This is a genomic window from Streptomyces bluensis, from assembly GCF_014650715.1.
Lineage (GTDB): Bacteria > Actinomycetota > Actinomycetes > Streptomycetales > Streptomycetaceae > Streptomyces > Streptomyces bluensis.
Genome location: NZ_BMVM01000003.1, coordinates 401217 through 417600, shown reverse-complemented (window position 1 = coordinate 417600; position 16384 = coordinate 401217). Strand labels below are relative to the sequence as shown.

Below are 16384 nucleotides of genomic sequence, written 5' to 3'. Positions count from 1 at the left end.
CCAGGAGGTGGGTGGGCGCCTCCGCCCCCGCCCCGGCTCCGGCTCCGGAGGCGATGGGACCGGTTCGGGCGACTCCGGCCGGGAATTCTGCCCGGACGACGGCCGCGGATTCAGGGGGAGCGTGTGACCGGCGTCAAAGGGGCACCGTCGCGAGAGCGGGCGCACCGTGACGGGCCGCTGCTGCTCGGTGTCCGACACCACGGTCCGGGGTCGGCACGGGCGGTGCGTGCGGCCCTGGAGGCGGCGCGCCCACAGGTCGTCCTCATCGAGGGGCCGCCGGAGGCGGACGCCCTGATCCCGCTCGCCGCCCACGAGGACATGCGACCACCGGTCGCCCTCCTCGCCCACGCGGTGGACGAGCCCGGCCGGTCGGCCTTCTGGCCGCTGGCCGAGTTCTCCCCGGAATGGGTCGCCATCCGCTGGGCGCTGGAGCACCAGGTCCCGGCCCGCTTCATCGACCTCCCGGCGACCCACACGCTGGCGTGGGGCAAGGAAGAACCCTCGGAGCCGACCGAGCCGACCGAGACCACCACAGAGTCCACTGAGACCACCGACACCACCGAGACCGTCACGCCCGCGGAAGCCCTCCGCGTGGACCCCCTCGCCGCTCTCGCCGAAGCCGCGGGGTACGACGACCCGGAGCGGTGGTGGGAGGACGTCGTCGAGCACAGGGGCACGGGTGGGGACGTGTTCGCGCCGTTCGCGGTGCTCGCCGAGGCCATGGGGGCGCTGCGGGAATCGTACGGGACCGGTGGTCATGACCGGGACCTGGTGCGGGAGGCGTACATGCGGCTCCAGATGAGGGCCGCGCAGAAGGAGGCGGGGGACGGGGTCGCCGTGGTGTGCGGTGCGTGGCACGTGCCCGCGCTGCGGGAGAAGCACACCGTCGCCGCCGACCGGGCGCTGCTGAAAGGGCTGCTCAAGGTCAAGGCCGACATGACGTGGGTGCCGTGGACGCACCGGAGGCTGTCCCGGGTCAGCGGGTACGGCGCGGGCATCGACTCGCCGGGCTGGTACGGGCACCTGTTCGGCGCGCCCGACCGCCCCGTCGAGCGGTGGATGACCAAGGTGGCCGGGCTGTTGCGCGAGGAGGACCGGATCGTCTCGTCGGCGCACGTCATCGAGGCGGTGCGGCTCGCCCAGACGCTGGCGGCGATGCGTGGGCGCCCGCTGCCGGGCCTCACCGAGACCACCGACGCCGTGCGGGCGGTGATGTGCGAGGGCTCGGACGTGCCGCTGGACCTGGTGCACGACCGGCTCGTCGTCGGGGACGTACTGGGGGAGGTGCCCGCGGCGGCGCCGGCGGTGCCGTTGCAGCGTGACCTCGTGCGGATCCAGCGGAAGCTGCGGCTCAAGCCGGAGGCGCTGGAGCGGGAGTTGGAGCTCGACCTGCGCAAGGAGAACGACGCCGCGCGCAGCCTTCTCCTCCACCGGCTGAGGCTGCTGCGCATCGAGTGGGGAGAGCCCGCGGCCTCGCGCGGCAGTACGGGCACGTTCCGGGAGACCTGGCGGCTGTGCTGGGAGCCCGAGTTGTCGGTGCGGGTGGCCGAGGCCGGGGTGTGGGGGACGACGGTACTCTCGGCCGCGACCGCCAAGGCCGAAGCAGACGCCGTGGCCGCGCAGTCGCTCGCCGACGTCACCGGGCTCGCCGAGCGCTGCCTCCTTGCCGAACTCCCGGACGCCCTCCCTGTGGTGATGCGGGCCCTCGCCGACCGTGCCGCATTGGACGCGGACGTCGGTCACCTCGCCCAGGCGCTCCCCGCCCTGGTCCGTTCCCTCCGGTACGGCGACGTCCGCGCCACGGACACGCACGCTCTCGCCGAGGTCGCGGCCGGACTCGCCGAGCGTGTCTTCGTGGGCCTCCCGCCCGCATGCGCCGCGCTCGACGCGGAGGCGGCGGAGGAGATGCGCCGCCATGTGGACGCGGTGCACGGCGCGGTGGCGCTCCTGGGCGAGACCGCTTCGCGGGCGCACGGCGACCTGCGGGCCCGCTGGCACTCCGTGCTGCACGTCCTCTGCGGACGCGACACCGTTCCCGGCGTCATCCGAGGCCGGGCCGTACGGCTCCTCCTGGACGACGGGGAGCTGGCGCAGGGCGACGCCGCGCGGCTCATGGCGCTGGTGCTGTCGCCGGGGACCGCGCCGGCGGACGCCGCCGCGTGGATCGAGGGGTTCGTCGGGGGCGGGGCCGGCGGCGGCATGCTGCTGGTACACGACGAGCGGCTGCTCGGGCTGGTGGACGCATGGCTGACCGGAGTGCCGCAGGAGGCGTTCACCGACGTACTGCCCTTGCTGCGGCGGACGTTCTCGGCGTACGAGCCCGGGGTGCGGCGGACCCTCGGCGAACTGGTCCGGCGCGGACCAGGAGCACGGACGGGGGCCGCGGCCGACGGTTCCGGGATACCGGGCTTCGCCACCGAGCTCGACACCGGTCGGGCGGACGCCGTGCTGCCGGTGCTGCGTCTGCTGCTGGGGCTGGACGAGGCGGAGGCGGAGGCGGATACGAGCGACGGCACCGGCATCACGTCGGGCATCAACGACCTTGTGGCGGTGGGCCAATGAGTCTTGTGGGGGTGGGCCGATGAGTACGGATACGGATGCGCCTGCGGCGAGCGGGACAGCGGTGACGGAGCAGCCGGCCGACGGCCATGAGCGGCTGCGGCGGTGGCGGCTCGTGCTGGGCGGTGACGCGGCCGACGGAACGGGGTGCGCGCTCTCCGGGCGGGACGCGGCCATGGACGGTGCGCTCACCGCTCTCTACGGGAAGGGCGACAAACCACAGTCGGGACGCGAGCGTTCCGCCGGGCTCGGGGCGTCGGCGCCGTCCGTGGCGCGCTGGCTCGGGGACATCCGGACGTATTTCCCCTCGTCCGTCGTGCAGGTCATGCAGCGGGACGCCATCGACCGGCTCGGGCTGTCCACGCTGCTGCTGGAGCCGGAGATGCTCCAGGCGGTGGAGGCCGACGTGCACCTCGTCGGCACATTGCTCTCCCTCAACAAGGCGATGCCCGAGACGACCAAGGAGACCGCACGGGCCGTGGTGCGCAAGGTCGTCGAGGACCTGGAGAAGCGGCTCGCCACCCGTACGCGGGCCACCCTCACCGGCGCCCTCGACCGCAGTGCCCGCGTCAGCCGCCCCCGTCACCACGACATCGACTGGAACCGCACGATCGCGGCCAACCTGAAGAACTACCTGCCGGAGTACCGGACGGTGGTGCCCGAGCGGCTCATCGGGTACGGGAGGGCCTCGCAGTCGGTGAAGAAGGAGGTCATCCTCTGTATCGACCAGTCGGGCTCGATGGCGGCATCCGTCGTCTACGCGTCGGTGTTCGGGGCCGTGCTGGCCTCCATGCGGTCCATCAGCACCCGGCTCGTCGTGTTCGACACGGCCGTCGTCGACCTCACCGACCAGCTGGACGACCCGGTCGACGTCCTGTTCGGCACCCAGCTCGGCGGTGGCACGGACATCAACAGAGCGCTGGCGTACTGCCAGTCGCAGATATCCCGGCCCGCGGAAACGGTGGTCGTACTGATCAGCGACTTGTACGAGGGCGGAATACGGAACGAGATGCTGAAGCGGGTGTCGGCGATGAAGGCGTCGGGCGTGCAGTTCGTGACGCTGCTCGCGCTCTCCGACGAAGGGGCGCCCGCGTACGACCGGGAGCACGCGGCGGCGCTCGCGGCCCTCGGCGCACCGGCGTTCGCCTGCACGCCGGACCTCTTCCCCGAGGTCATGGCGGCGGCCATCGAGAAGCGGCCCCTGCCGGTTCCTGATACGGCGTGACGTGACGGGACGGACCTGGAGAGCCGTGAGGAGAAGTAAGGATGACGGAGAAAATCGAGAAAGCTAAGAAAGCCAATAAAGCTAAGAAAGCCGAGAAAACTGAGAAAGCCGAGAAAGAGGGCATGATCGCCCATCGGTAACGAGGGGCTTGCGCAACCTCGGGAGGCCCGTGCGAGGATCGGCAGCACTTGTTCGCACGCCTCGAACAGTTCGCCGGATGTCCGGCGCGCGCACCGCCTCGTACCGCAGGGTCTCCAGTCCACCGCACCCAGCGTGTCGTACGCCGTCGTTCCGCTTCCTGGGAGGGCTCTCCCCGTTGTGACTCCGTCAGCCGCACTGACCGGTGCCGGTGCCGTTCTGCGCGTGACGCGCGGGGCGGCCGGGCGGCGTGTGCTGCAGGTCGTGCTGTTGGTGGGCGGGCTGTTCGTGCTGGGGTTCCTCTGCGGGCAGCCGGCACACGCGGCGGGCGGGGCATCGCCGGAGGCGGGGACGGTCGCGGTGAGCACAACGCCCGAGTCCGTTCGGTCCGCGATGCATGCCGCTCCCGTGGCCGGCACGGCGAAGAGCGCGGCAAAGAGCGTGGAGGACAGCACCGACCCTCGGAGGCCGGTCACCGAACCGGTCGTGCGGCCCGTCGGTGATCTCGTCCAGACGGTGACCGGCGGTCTGGCGGACGAACCCTCGCAGTTCCCGCCGCTGCCGGGCATGCCGTCGCTGCCCGGTCAGCCCGAGGTGCCGTCGCTGCCCGGTCACCCCGAGGCGCCGTCACTGCCCGAGCTGCCAGAGCTCCCCGAGCTCCCCGGACTGCCAGGACTGCCAGGGATACCCGCGGACATCCTGCCGATCGGTGCGGCACCCCAGCAGCCCGGCGGTGCGGCGCCCGAGCAGCCCGGCGCCGCCGAGCGCGGTGACGGTTCCGAGGCGCGGTCGGCCGCACGGGCGGGGGCCGTGTACGGACCGCGATTCGCCCATGGCGCCGAGTCCGACGTGTCCGGCGTCCGCGTCGCCCAGGGCGCGGACACCGTACGGACGCCCCCGCAGCAGGCGCCGGGCGACGAGGCCGGTGTGCTCGGCCGGCACTCCGCCGTCGACCACGGCGGGGCGCGGCACGGTGAGCCGCACGCCGTCACCCTCGACCACCGGGCGCCGCTGAGCCGCCTGCGTGGCGTCACCGCGGTCGTCGCCGTGGACGGAACCCGGGACAGGAACCGGGACATACCCGAGTTTCCCGGCTAGCGCGGCCCGTTCCCGCCAGGCCCTGTAGCGCGAGGACGCGAGGAGCGGGGCAGGTCTGCCCGCCGTCCGGGCACTCTTCCGATCCCTCGGCTCCCTCGACATTCCTCGACAGACGCCGCCGGAGCCGGACCGCGTCGACAACGCCGACCCCGCACCACGACGGAGCCACCGTCTCCCCGCGGGCCACGCCGTGGGCGGCGCCCGCTCGTCGCCGGGCAGGCGGTCGGGAACGCGGGCAGGGACGCGGACGGGCCGGCGTAGACGAGCAAACCAGCTCCACCGGGAGGCATCCGGGCGGCCGAAGCCATCGGCCGTGCCGCAGGCGGCCGAAGCCGTCGGCCGTGTCCGAGCGAATCCCGGCGGATGGCGTGAGTGGTCCCCATGGGGGTGGGGACCACCCGCCCCGGGCCCTTCACAGCCATGGGAGGGCCTTCCAGGGGCCTCACCGGGTCAACCCCAGCCCGGTGAGGCCCCGCACATGCGGCACGCCGTGCCAGTGAGGGCGGCATCATGTGACAGGTATCACCGCTCAGGTGTGACCCGGAATTTAGAGGCCCCCCGGAAGCAGAGATAACCTGCGAGACGGACATGCCGCGCGCTCGGACACCGTGTGCGCTTCCCCTGTGACTCATGCGGACGTCACGTTGCCCTTCGCGGCACGCCCACGCATCCAACGAACCGCTAGATCACTGATAGGGACGGAAGCGCGTGGACCTGTTCGAGTACCAGGCGAGGGACCTCTTCGCCAAGCACGGTGTACCGGTGCTGGCCGGTGAAGTCATCGACACGCCTGAGGGGGCGCGCGAGATCACCGAGCGGCTGGGCGGCAAGTCGGTCGTCAAGGCGCAGGTGAAGGTCGGTGGTCGTGGCAAGGCCGGCGGCGTCAAGCTGGCCGCCACCCCGGACGAGGCCGTCGCCCGCGCGACGGACATCCTCGGCATGGACATCAAGGGCCACACGGTCCACAAGGTCATGATCGCCGAGACGGCTCCGGAGATCGTCGAGGAGTACTACGTCTCCTACCTCCTCGACCGCACGAACCGTACCTTCCTGGCCATGGCCTCCGTCGCCGGCGGCATGGACATCGAGGAGGTCGCCGCGACGACCCCCGAGAAGCTCGCCAAGATCCCGGTCGACTCCAACACCGGCGTCTCCAAGGAGAAGGCCCAGGAGATCGTGGCCGCGGCGCAGTTCCCGGCCGAGGTCGCCGACCAGGTCGCCGATGTCCTGGTCACCCTGTGGGACGTCTTCGTCAAGGAGGACGCCCTCCTGGTCGAGGTCAACCCGCTCGCCAAGGTCGCCTCCGGTGACGTCCTCGCCCTCGACGGCAAGGTCTCCCTGGACGCGAACGCCGAGTTCCGTCACCCGGAGTTCGAGGAGTTCGAGGACAAGGCGGCGGCCAACCCGCTGGAGGCCGCGGCCAAGGCCAAGGGCCTGAACTACGTGAAGCTCGACGGCGAGGTCGGCATCATCGGCAACGGTGCCGGTCTGGTCATGTCCACCCTCGACGTGGTCGCGTACGCCGGTGAGGCCCACCAGGGCGTCAAGCCGGCCAACTTCCTCGACATCGGCGGCGGCGCCTCCGCCGAGGTCATGGCGAACGGCCTGGAGATCATCCTGGGCGACCCGGACGTCCGGTCCGTCTTCGTGAACGTCTTCGGTGGCATCACCGCCTGCGACGCCGTCGCCAACGGCATCGTGCAGGCCCTGGAGCTCCTCGCGAGCAAGGGCGAAGAGGTCACCAAGCCGCTGGTCGTGCGCCTCGACGGCAACAACGCCGAGCTGGGCCGCAAGATCCTCAACGACGCCAACCACCCGCTCGTGCAGCAGGTGGACACCATGGACGGCGCGGCCGACAAGGCCGCCGAGCTGGCTGCTGCCGCGAAGTAAGGGACGAGGTCACAGAACACCATGGCTATCTTCCTCACCAAGGAATCCAAGGTCATCGTCCAGGGCATGACCGGCTCCGAGGGCCAGAAGCACACCAAGCGCATGCTGGCCTCCGGCACGAACATCGTCGGTGGCGTGAACCCGCGCAAGGCGGGCCAGGTCGTCGACTTCGACGGCACGGAGATCCCGGTCTTCGGCTCGGTCGCCGACGCGATCGAGAAGACCGGCGCCGACGTCACGGTCATCTTCGTCCCGGAGAAGTTCACCAAGGACGCCGTCGTCGAGGCCATCGACGCCGAGATCCCGCTCGCGGTCGTCATCACCGAGGGCATCGCGGTCCACGACACGGCCGGCTTCTGGGCGCACGCCCAGGCCAAGGGCAACAAGACCCGCATCATCGGCCCGAACTGCCCCGGCCTGATCACCCCGGGTCAGTCGAACGCCGGCATCATCCCGGCCGACATCACCAAGCCGGGCCGCATCGGCCTGGTCTCGAAGTCGGGCACGCTGACGTACCAGATGATGTACGAGCTCCGCGACATCGGCTTCAGCTCCTGCGTCGGCATCGGCGGTGACCCGATCATCGGCACCACCCACATCGACGCCCTGGCCGCGTTCCAGGACGACCCCGACACCGACCTGATCGTGATGATCGGTGAGATCGGTGGCGACGCCGAGGAGCGCGCGGCCGACTTCATCAAGGCCAACGTGACCAAGCCGGTCGTCGGCTACGTCGCCGGCTTCACCGCTCCCGAGGGCAAGACCATGGGTCACGCGGGCGCCATCGTCTCCGGTTCGTCGGGCACCGCCCAGGCGAAGAAGGAGGCCCTGGAGGCCGCGGGCGTCAAGGTCGGCAAGACCCCGACCGAGACGGCCAAGCTCGCGCGGGAGATCCTCGCCGGCTGACGCCTCGGCCCGAAGCGCGTCAGGTGGGCCCGTATCCCTCGGGGGTACGGGCCCACCGGCGTTTCCCCGGCGCGTGCCGGGCCGATCCGTCACCTGCTCTCCGGGGCCAGCCTCTGCGGGCCGCCTCCCGTGGCCGATCTCAGTTTGGCCCGGAGATCCAGCTGGTCCTGGGAGAGCGGACCCATGGCTCCCTTCGGCGGGAGGCCCCGGATCGGCGCACCCGGGGCCACCGGGGGCTCGTAGTGGTCGGGGGCGGTGCGTACGGCGACGGCGGTCGTGCTGAGGAGGAGGGCCGCGAAGGCGGTGGCCGCGTGGACCCAGCGGCGGGCCCGGCGTTCGCCGCGCAGGCGCGCGGCGGCCGGGGAACACGGCCTGACGATCCACGGACCCTCCCCGTTCGCGGCATCGGCGAGCCGACGGTGCAACTCCTCGGTGTCCGCCAGCTCCGGCAGACGCGCGGCGAGCGCCTCTCGTGCGTACAGCAGACGGCCCGCCGTCGCGGGGGTGCTCGCCTCGCTCTCGGCGGCCGTGTCGGGCAGGTCCAGGCCCAGACCGTCGTACAGCAGCACCGCACGCCGGTACGGGGGCGGCAGCTTCAGGAGTACGTGGATGAGGGCGCGGTCGGTGAGGGCGGTGCCCGTCTGGTCGGGTGAGGCGGAGAGCGTGGGGGTGCGCCAGGTGTCGGTGCGCCAGAGGCGGGGGCGGAGCCGGTGCCAGGGGGAGAGCGCGTACTCGTGTGCCGCGGCCCGTACCCAGCCCGTGGGGTCCCGGTCGACGGCCACCTCGGGCCAGCACTGCCAGGCGAGCTGGAAGGCGCGCTCCACCGATTCGCGGGCCAGTGCGCGCCGTCCGGTGAGCAGGTACGTCTGCCGTACGAGGGTGGGGGCGCAGAACGCATAGAGGGCGTCGAACGCCTGAGCGGGCGTCAGGGGGCCCGACGGGGGCGCGGGTTCGGCTGCCTCGATGGGTGTCAGTTCGTACCACTCGGCGGCCGGGAGCGAGGGCTCGGCATCCTCGTTCGACGGCTCGCTTGCGCGGGTCGAGGGCTCGATCGCCTGGGTGGACGAGGCTCCGGGGCTCTGTGTCACGGGCATGCCCCCCGTACTGAAAAGCACATAAACGTATATTGAGCGACACATCCATGATTCTCCCGTTACGCGGCCCAAGCGCGTGTCGTTGGCAGCATGGGGCCGTGACGCACCTGAGCGACTCCTCCCACCCCGCCCACCCGGTACGGAACTCACCGCCGTCTCCTCCACTACCGCCTCCGCCGGACCGGCCGTCCGGCCGGTGGACCGGTCTCCCAGGTGGCCGGCTGCGGAGGCGGCCGTCCGGGCTGGGCGCGGGACTGCTGGGAGGAGCCTTCGCGGCGGGGCTCGGGCTAGGGGCGTTCGCCGTGCTGGTGATGGCGCTGTGGATCAGTTCGCCGTACCCCGACAGCGGGCCGGGCGGTGCGCTGCACGTGGCGGCGGCGCTGTGGCTGCTGGCCCACGGCGTCGAACTCGTCCGCACCGAGACGCTCTCCGGAGTACCCGCGCCGGTCGGCGTCACTCCGCTGCTGCTCCTCGCGCTCCCGATGGGGCTCGTGCGGCGGGCGGCGCGGGACGCGGTGGACGATGCCGAGGCCGCACCCCGTGCGGGAGGGCCGACCCGTGGGGCAGGGTCGATCCGTGGGGCAGGGTCGATCGGTGCGGCGTGGGCGGGCGTCGTGCTCGGCTACGCGGCCGTCGGCGGGGCAGCCGCGGCGTACGCCTCCAGTGGCGCACTCCGGCCCTCCTGGGTGTGGGCCCTCGTGTGTGTGCCGCTGCTCGCGGGGGCCGTGGCGGGCGCGGGGGTGTGGTCGGCGTCCGGCCGTCCGGGCGGTCCGCCGCCCGCGTGGCTCGGTGGGGGCCTGAGGCCCGGGACGCGTGCACGCCTCATGACCGCCGGGCGGGCCGCGGGGGCGGGGGCGGCGGTGCTGGTCGGAGGGGGCGGGATCCTGGTCGTGGTGTCACTGGCGTGGCACGGCGGCGCGGCGCGGGACGCCTTGCTGCAGTTGACGGACGTGTGGTCGGGGCGCTGCGCCGTACTGCTGCTGTGTCTGGCGCTTCTGCCGAACGCGGCGGTGTGGGCGGCGGCCTACGCCCTCGGGCCCGGTTTCTCGCTGGGAGCGGCGCAGGTGACGGCACCGCTGTCCACGACCCCGCCCGACCCTCTCCTGCCGCCTTTCCCCCTCCTGGCCGCGGTACCGGGCGGTGGTGCGCCGGTCGAGTGGGCGGCCGGTGCGGTGCCGCTGGCCGCGGGGGTGACCCTCGGCTGGTGTGCGGGGGCGGCGGCCCGTGCCGACCGGGGAGCGCCCTGGTCCCGTGGCCGGACCTGCGCCACGACGGTCCTCGCGTCCGTCCTGTGCGGTCTGCTCCTCGCCGCCCTCACCGCCCTGTCGTCCGGCCGCCTCGGCAACGCCGCGCTGGCCCATGTCGGGCCGGTGTGGTGGCAGGTGGGTGGTGCGGTGGTGGCGTGGACGGTGGCGGTGGGGGTGCCGGTGGCGCTGGGGGTACGCGGGACTCCGGACTCGGAGAAGAAGGGGGCCCCGGGCCCGGACAAGAAGGGGCGCCGCCACGTCGACCGTGCGCACGGGGCTCGACGACCGCACGAAGAGGGGCGTCGGGTGTCGCGTTCCGGACGGCGCGTGCCGCGGCGCCGCGACCGGCCCACCCGAGTCGCGAAACCCGGCTCCCCGTCATCGCGCAAGACGGCTCGCTCCGACCCGGGCGTCGAGCCCTACGACTTCGTCCCCCTCGACCCCACGGGCTCCCCCTGGCACGACGACACCTCCCGCGAAACCCGCTGGGCGGCGCTCCGCAGGGCCACGTCCGCCGAGGACTCGCCCGACCGCATCCGCCCCGACCGCATCCGCCCCTGAGCGCCCGTGCTGTCAGCGGTGGATCGCCCGGCCCGAACTCAGGGGGTGCCCAGTACGCCGCGGAGTTCCTCCGGGAGGAGCTTCTCGCAGGACTTCTTCGAGACGGTGGTGAGGGCGTCGTTGGTGCACGTGTAGTAGTCGCGGTAGACCAGCTGGGCGCTGAAGGTGGCGGCCACCATGATCAGGGCCAGTGAGGCGGTCACCAGGCCGCTGATCGCCGCCGTGGTCTGCGGGCGCGCGGGGGCCGGGTCGGAGGCCGGAGCGCCGGGGTCGGGGCGGCGGGGCTTGGCACGCAGGGCGCTGACGCCCCAGTAGAGGGACAGCGCACCGAGCAGCAGTGCCATGTACGGCCAGCTGAAGAGGGAGAAGAAGAACGCCCACATGCCGGCGAGCAGGGCATAGCGCGCACGGCGCTGGGCCGGGTCCGTGGGGTCCCAGCGCAGGCTACCGCCCGGCCCGCCGCCCTCGGGGCCGCCCTGTCCGCCACCGGAGGGCCGGGGCCGCTCGCCGAAGCCGCCGCCGGTCGAGCGGCCGGGCTGGCGGTCGCTCCACTGGCTGCCCCAAGGGGCGTTCCCTTCGTCGTCCCCTCCCTTTCCGTGCGCGGGGCGGCGCGGCCGCCACGGGCGGTCGGGCGTCCCCTCCGGGGGCGGCGCGAAGGGGTTGTCGTCGGCCGGGGCCTGGGCCCCACGCCCCCCGGTGGCGTCCTGACCGCGTTCGGGTGCGTCCTTGCTCTCCCCCGGCGGGGTGGGCGAAGAACGCCGCTCGCGCAGCAGGAGCGGCGGAAGTCGGAGACTGCGGTCCGGCATCAGGTGTGCGTCTTCCCCTTGTAATAAGTTCTCTTGGTACGAGCTGTATGAGCTGTAAGGGCTCTATGAGTTCTATGAGCTCGGTGGGATGAGTTCTGTGGTCTGGGCTTCTGGAATCGGTGCTGCGGCCCCACTTCGGTGCCGCTGGAGCGGTCGCATCCGTCCCTTGGTCAACGTCCCAGGCGGGCAAGGCGTTCCCCTGGGGCCCTTCTGATGGGCCCTGGCTGGGCTGTGTTCCCCGGTCGGATGCTTCCCTGACGGTACCTTCCGGCCACGCCCCCGTCCCGTGGGGGCCGTCCGGTGTGCCGGTATCGTTGCTGGCGGTCGACCGCTTCGTACACTTCCCCGTATCAGGGGGCGCGAAGCATTCGTACGACCGTACAAAAGACCCCCCGAGAAAGGGCCCCGCCGTGGCCGAGTCCGTGGTCAAGTCCGCGGCCAGGCGTCTTGTCGTCCTGGTTTCCGGTTCCGGGACCAATCTGCAGGCGCTGCTGGATGCCATCGACGAGGTGGGTGTCGAGACCTACGGCGCCGAGATCGTGGCCGTCGGCGCCGACCGCGACGGCATCGAGGGGCTCGCCCGTGCCGAGCGCGCCGGTCTGCCGACCTTCGTGTGCCGGGTGAAGGACTACGCCTCCCGCGAGGAGTGGGACGCGGCCCTTGCCGACGCCGTCGCCGCCCACCAGCCCGATCTCGTGGTGTCCGCGGGGTTCATGAAGATCGTGGGGAAGGAGTTCCTGGCGCGGTTCGGCGGGCGGTTCGTCAACACCCACCCCGCTCTGCTGCCCAGTTTCCCGGGAGCCCACGGCGTCCGCGACGCGCTCGCGTACGGCGTCAGGGTCACCGGATGCACCGTCCACTTCGTCGACGACGGCGTCGACACCGGACCGATCATCGCTCAGGGCGTGGTGGAGGTCCGGGACGAGGACGACGAGGGCGCTCTGCACGAGCGCATCAAGGATGTCGAGCGAAGGCTGCTCGTCGATGTCGTGGGGCGGATCGCCCGCAACGGCTATCGCATTGAGGGACGAAAGGTAGTTATCCAGTGACCGCCGAGAGCACCGAGAGCACAACGACGGCCGGGAGCGGCGCCAAGCGCGTCATCCGTCGTGCGCTCGTCAGCGTCTACGACAAGACCGGGCTCGGCGAGCTCGCGCGCGGGCTGCACGAGGCCGGGGTCGAGATCGTTTCCACCGGATCCACCGCCGGCCGTATCGCCGACGCCGGCGTCCCCGTCACCAAGGTCGAGGAGCTCACCGGCTTCCCCGAGTGCCTGGACGGCCGGGTCAAGACCCTCCACCCCAAGGTCCACGCCGGCATCCTCGCCGACTTGCGCCTCGACGACCACCAGCGGCAGCTCGCCGAGCTCGGGGTCGAGCCGTTCGACCTCGTCGTGGTGAACCTCTACCCGTTCCGCGAGACCGTCGCCTCGGGGGCCACCCCCGACGAGTGCGTCGAGCAGATCGACATCGGCGGGCCCTCCATGGTGCGGGCCGCCGCCAAGAACCACCCGTCCGTCGCCGTCGTCACCAGCCCGGCCCGGTACGCCGACGTCCTGGCCGCTCTCAAGGACGGCGGCTTCGACCTCGCCGCCCGCAAGCGGCTCGCCGCGGAGGCCTTCCAGCACACCGCCGCGTACGACGTGGCCGTCGCCTCCTGGTTCGCCTCCTCGTACGCGCCGGCCGACGACAGCGGGTTCCCCGACTTCCTGGGCGCCACCTGGGAGCGCGCGCACACCCTGCGCTACGGCGAGAACCCGCACCAGCCCGCCGCCCTCTACACCAGCGGCACTGGCGGCCTCGCCGAGGCCGAGCAGCTCCACGGCAAGGAGATGTCGTACAACAACTACACGGACACGGACGCCGCCCGCCGTGCCGCGTACGACCACACCGAGCCCTGCGTCGCCATCATCAAGCACGCCAACCCCTGCGGCATCGCGATCGGCGCGGACGTCGCCGAGGCGCACCGCAAGGCGCACGCCTGTGACCCGCTGTCGGCGTTCGGCGGGGTCATCGCCGTCAACCGGCCGGTCAGCAAGGAGATGGCCGAGCAGGTCGCGGAGATCTTCACCGAGGTCATCGTGGCGCCCGACTACGAGGACGGCGCGCTGGAGGCCCTCACCAGGAAGAAGAACATCCGGGTGCTGAAGGCGCCGGACGCCCCGGCGGCCTCCGTCGAGCTCAAGCCCGTCGACGGCGGCGCGCTGCTCCAGGTCACCGACCGTCTCCAGGCCGAGGGGGACGACCCCGCGCACTGGACCCTGGCGACCGGCGAGGCGCTCACCGGCGAGGAGCTCCAGCAGCTCGCCTTCGCCTGGAAGGCGTGCCGGGCCGTCAAGTCCAACGCGATCCTGCTCGCCAAGGACGGCGCCTCGGTGGGCGTCGGCATGGGGCAGGTCAACCGCGTGGACTCCTGCAAGCTGGCGGTGGAGCGGGCCGGCGCCGAGCGCGCCCGGGGCTCGTACGTCGCGTCGGACGCGTTCTTCCCGTTCCCGGACAACATCGACGTCCTGAGCGCCGCCGGCGTCAAGGCCATCGTGCAGCCCGGCGGTTCCGTCCGCGACGAACTGGTCGTCGAGGCCGCCCAGAAGGCGGGCATCACGATGTACTTCACGGGCACCCGCCACTTCTTCCACTGAGCGGACCGAGCGGACCGAGCGGACCGAGCGGACGAACCGAGCGCGTACACCGAAGCGGCCTCCGGCCCTCCCCCGAGGGAGCCGGAGGCCGCTTCGTGCCCACGGTGCCGCGGCTCTCCACCTTCAGCGTCGCGGCGATGAGCGCGGGCGTGACCTCGCGCTGCAGACAGCACCGGGGCCGTGCCCCTCCTCGATGCGGAGAGGCACGGCCCCAGGAGCGAACGGCGCGAACGCCACGTCGTCAGGCGCCCCGCGTCAGCTCTGTACGACCATCGTGCTCGCGGCCTTGTCGTGCCAGCCCTGCTGACGGCCCGACTTGTCCCAGAACGGGGACAGGAAGACCAGGAGCGCGCCGATACCGCAGGCGAAGCTGCCGACCTGCGGGATGATCCAGCGGATGAACGAGGAGCCCAGGCCGGGCTTCTGGCCGGTGTCCACCTTCACGACGCGGATGCCGACGGCGAGCTTGCCCAGGGTCGCGCCCACCAGACCGGTCATCAGCCACTCGTAGAGCAGGCCGACGATGGCGAGCATGCCGATCGCGGCGCCGAACGTGGCCGCGAAGTTCGAACTGGCGTCGTTGATGCAGGTGCTGTAGTCGGCGGCGTTCGGGTCGCAGTCCTGGGCCGCACCGACGGCACCGCCGATGCCGATGGCGCCGAGGATGAAGTAGATGACCGCGAAGGCCACGCCGTCGATCAGACGGGCACCGAAGCGGCGGCCCATCGAGGCCGGTCGGGGAGCGGCAGGCCCGCCCGGGTAGCCCGGCTGCTGGGGGTAGCCGTAGCCCTGCTGCGGCGGCACACCCTGCGGGGCCTGCGGGTAGCCGTACCCGGGCTGCTGCGGCGGCACGCCCTGCGGAGCGCCCTGCGGAGCGCCCTGGGGGTAGCCGTAACCGGGCTGCGGGGCCTGGGGGTAGCCGGGCTGCTGGCCCTGCGGGGGTCCGTACGGGTTGTTCGGGTCGCCGAAACTCATGGCGGTGTTTCCTCCGTTGATGGGGACGACGCGCGGCACGTTCGGAGGAAGGTTCATCTCATGCGGTTCGTCCCCCCGGCACTGCCCGCGGCACTGCGCCGTTCATCGTTCTTTAGGCCCGGCTTATTTGTCCAGCGGCATTCGCTATGTGTTGTGCAAGTGCAACATCACTGATCATGGGCGGATACGAGGTGACCGGTACCCCGGTGGCGTCTAGGGCGCCCGGATTGGAACCGGGGGCAGGTCATCGGCGAGGATGGGGCCCATGACCGCCCAGATTCTCGATGGCAAGGCCACCGCAGCCGCGATCAAGTCCGACCTGGCCACCCGCGTGGCGGCCCTGAAGGAGAAGGGGGTCACACCCGGGCTCGGCACGGTCCTGGTCGGTGACGACCCCGGGAGCCAGAAGTACGTCGCCGGCAAGCACCGCGACTGCGCGCAGGTCGGGATCGCCTCCATCCAGCGTGAACTGCCCGCGACCGCCACGCAGGAGGAGATCGAGGCGGTCGTGCGGGAGCTGAACGAGGATCCCGCGTGCACCGGTTACATCGTCCAACTGCCGCTGCCCAGGGGCATCGACGAGAACCGCATCCTGGAGCTGATGGACCCGGACAAGGACGCGGACGGCCTGCACCCGATGAACCTGGGCCGGCTGGTGCTGAACGAGCCCGCCCCGCTGCCCTGCACCCCGAACGGCGTCCTCACCCTGCTCCGCCGCTACGGTGTCGAGATCAAGGGCGCCGAAGTCGTGGTCGTCGGCCGGGGCGTCACCATCGGGCGCCCGATGCCGCTGCTGCTGACGCGGCGCAGCGAGAACGCGACCGTGACGCAGTGCCACACCGGCACGCGCGACCTGTCGGCGCACCTGAAGCGGGCCGACATCATCATCGCGGCCGCCGGTTCCGCGCATCTGATCCGGCCGGAGGACGTGAAGCCGGGTGCCGCCGTCCTGGACGTCGGCGTCTCGCGGTCCGCCGAGGGCAAGATCGTGGGCGATGTCCACCCGGGCGTCGCCGAGGTCGCCGGGTGGATCTCGCCGAACCCGGGCGGTGTGGGCCCGATGACCCGCGCCCAGCTGCTGGTGAACGTGGTCGAGGCGGCGGAGCGCGGTGTCGGCTGAGACGGCGAGCGAGCCGGAGGGCACCGTGAAGGACAGGACCCGCGAGGACGAGACTGCCGGGGCCGGGCCGGAGAACGACGCCGGCTCCCCGGAGAACAACGCGCAGAACAACGCGGAGAAGAACCCG

At 72.1% G+C, this 16384-nt stretch carries 12 protein-coding genes; 9 read left to right on the top strand and 3 right to left on the bottom strand.

All coding sequences use genetic code 11. The features are described from left to right. Nucleotides 1-123: 123 nt before the first annotated feature. The 5 genes from IE262_RS11900 to sucD all read left to right on the top strand — a co-directional run bounded on the left by IE262_RS11900 (nt 124) and on the right by sucD (nt 7816). Nucleotides 124-2562: a DUF5682 family protein gene (locus IE262_RS11900; protein WP_229877220.1), complete on the top strand. Its 2439-nt coding sequence runs from the start codon at nt 124-126 to the stop codon at nt 2560-2562. 19 nt (nt 2563-2581) lie between these two features. Then, nucleotides 2582-3784 carry a VWA domain-containing protein gene (locus tag IE262_RS11895; protein WP_229877219.1) on the top strand — a complete coding sequence of 401 codons (1203 nt, stop codon included), beginning with the start codon at nt 2582-2584 and terminating at the stop codon, nt 3782-3784. Between the two features lie 318 nt (nt 3785-4102). Then, entirely contained in the window at nt 4103-5020 is a 918-nt protein-coding gene (locus IE262_RS11890; RefSeq protein ID WP_189873403.1) for a hypothetical protein, read from the top strand. A gap of 708 nt (nt 5021-5728) precedes the next feature. Then, nucleotides 5729-6910 carry an ADP-forming succinate--CoA ligase subunit beta gene (sucC, locus tag IE262_RS11885; protein WP_189873401.1) on the top strand — a complete coding sequence of 394 codons (1182 nt, stop codon included), beginning with the start codon at nt 5729-5731 and terminating at the stop codon, nt 6908-6910. Nucleotides 6911-6931: 21 nt separating this feature from the next. Next, the gene (sucD, locus tag IE262_RS11880) at nt 6932-7816 is read left to right on the top strand and encodes a succinate--CoA ligase subunit alpha (protein ID WP_189873399.1); all 885 of its coding nucleotides are present in this window, start codon (nt 6932-6934) and stop codon (nt 7814-7816) included. Nucleotides 7817-7905: 89 nt separating this feature from the next. Here sucD and IE262_RS11875 read toward each other — a convergent pair whose 3' ends face one another. Further along, entirely contained in the window at nt 7906-8910 is a 1005-nt protein-coding gene (locus tag IE262_RS11875) for a SigE family RNA polymerase sigma factor (RefSeq protein WP_229877218.1), read from the bottom strand. A 98-nt stretch (nt 8911-9008) separates the two neighbouring features. On the opposite strand from IE262_RS11875, the gene IE262_RS11870 reads away from it, so the two are divergent. Beyond that, nucleotides 9009-10718 carry a cell division protein PerM gene (locus IE262_RS11870; RefSeq protein ID WP_373305031.1) on the top strand — a complete coding sequence of 570 codons (1710 nt, stop codon included), beginning with the start codon at nt 9009-9011 and terminating at the stop codon, nt 10716-10718. Nucleotides 10719-10756: 38 nt separating this feature from the next. On the opposite strand, the gene IE262_RS11865 is transcribed toward IE262_RS11870, so the two are convergent. Further along, complete coding sequence (locus tag IE262_RS11865) at nt 10757-11524, bottom strand: hypothetical protein (protein WP_134039553.1); 768 nt, start codon at nt 11522-11524, stop codon at nt 10757-10759. Between the two features lie 410 nt (nt 11525-11934). On the opposite strand from IE262_RS11865, the gene purN reads away from it, so the two are divergent. Continuing rightward, a complete protein-coding gene (purN, locus tag IE262_RS11860) occupies nt 11935-12573 on the top strand; it encodes a phosphoribosylglycinamide formyltransferase (RefSeq protein WP_189873397.1) in 639 nt (212 codons plus the stop codon). Then, nucleotides 12570-14162: a bifunctional phosphoribosylaminoimidazolecarboxamide formyltransferase/IMP cyclohydrolase gene (purH, locus tag IE262_RS11855; RefSeq protein WP_189873395.1), complete on the top strand. Its 1593-nt coding sequence runs from the start codon at nt 12570-12572 to the stop codon at nt 14160-14162. Before purN ends, purH begins: the two co-directional genes overlap by 4 nt. Before the next feature lie 255 nt (nt 14163-14417). Here purH and IE262_RS11850 read toward each other — a convergent pair whose 3' ends face one another. Then, nucleotides 14418-15137, bottom strand: a complete 720-nt coding sequence (locus IE262_RS11850) for an RDD family protein (RefSeq protein ID WP_134039555.1) — start codon at nt 15135-15137, stop codon at nt 14418-14420. 265 nt (nt 15138-15402) lie between these two features. Here IE262_RS11850 and IE262_RS11845 point away from each other — a divergent pair, with 265 nt between their 5' ends. Further along, complete coding sequence (locus IE262_RS11845; RefSeq protein ID WP_134039556.1) at nt 15403-16257, top strand: bifunctional methylenetetrahydrofolate dehydrogenase/methenyltetrahydrofolate cyclohydrolase; 855 nt, start codon at nt 15403-15405, stop codon at nt 16255-16257. Nucleotides 16258-16384 lie beyond the last annotated feature (127 nt).

Coding starts and splice junctions, on each gene's coding strand:
- IE262_RS11865 (WP_134039553.1), bottom strand. CDS start 11,524: ATGCCGGACCGCAGTCTCCGACTTCCGCCGCTCCTGCTGCGCGAGCGG.
- IE262_RS11850 (WP_134039555.1), bottom strand. CDS start 15,137: ATGAGTTTCGGCGACCCGAACAACCCGTACGGACCCCCGCAGGGCCAG.
- IE262_RS11895 (WP_229877219.1), top strand. CDS start 2,582: ATGAGTACGGATACGGATGCGCCTGCGGCGAGCGGGACAGCGGTGACG.
- sucD (WP_189873399.1), top strand. CDS start 6,932: ATGGCTATCTTCCTCACCAAGGAATCCAAGGTCATCGTCCAGGGCATG.
- IE262_RS11845 (WP_134039556.1), top strand. CDS start 15,403: ATGACCGCCCAGATTCTCGATGGCAAGGCCACCGCAGCCGCGATCAAG.
- IE262_RS11875 (WP_229877218.1), bottom strand. CDS start 8,910: ATGCCCGTGACACAGAGCCCCGGAGCCTCGTCCACCCAGGCGATCGAG.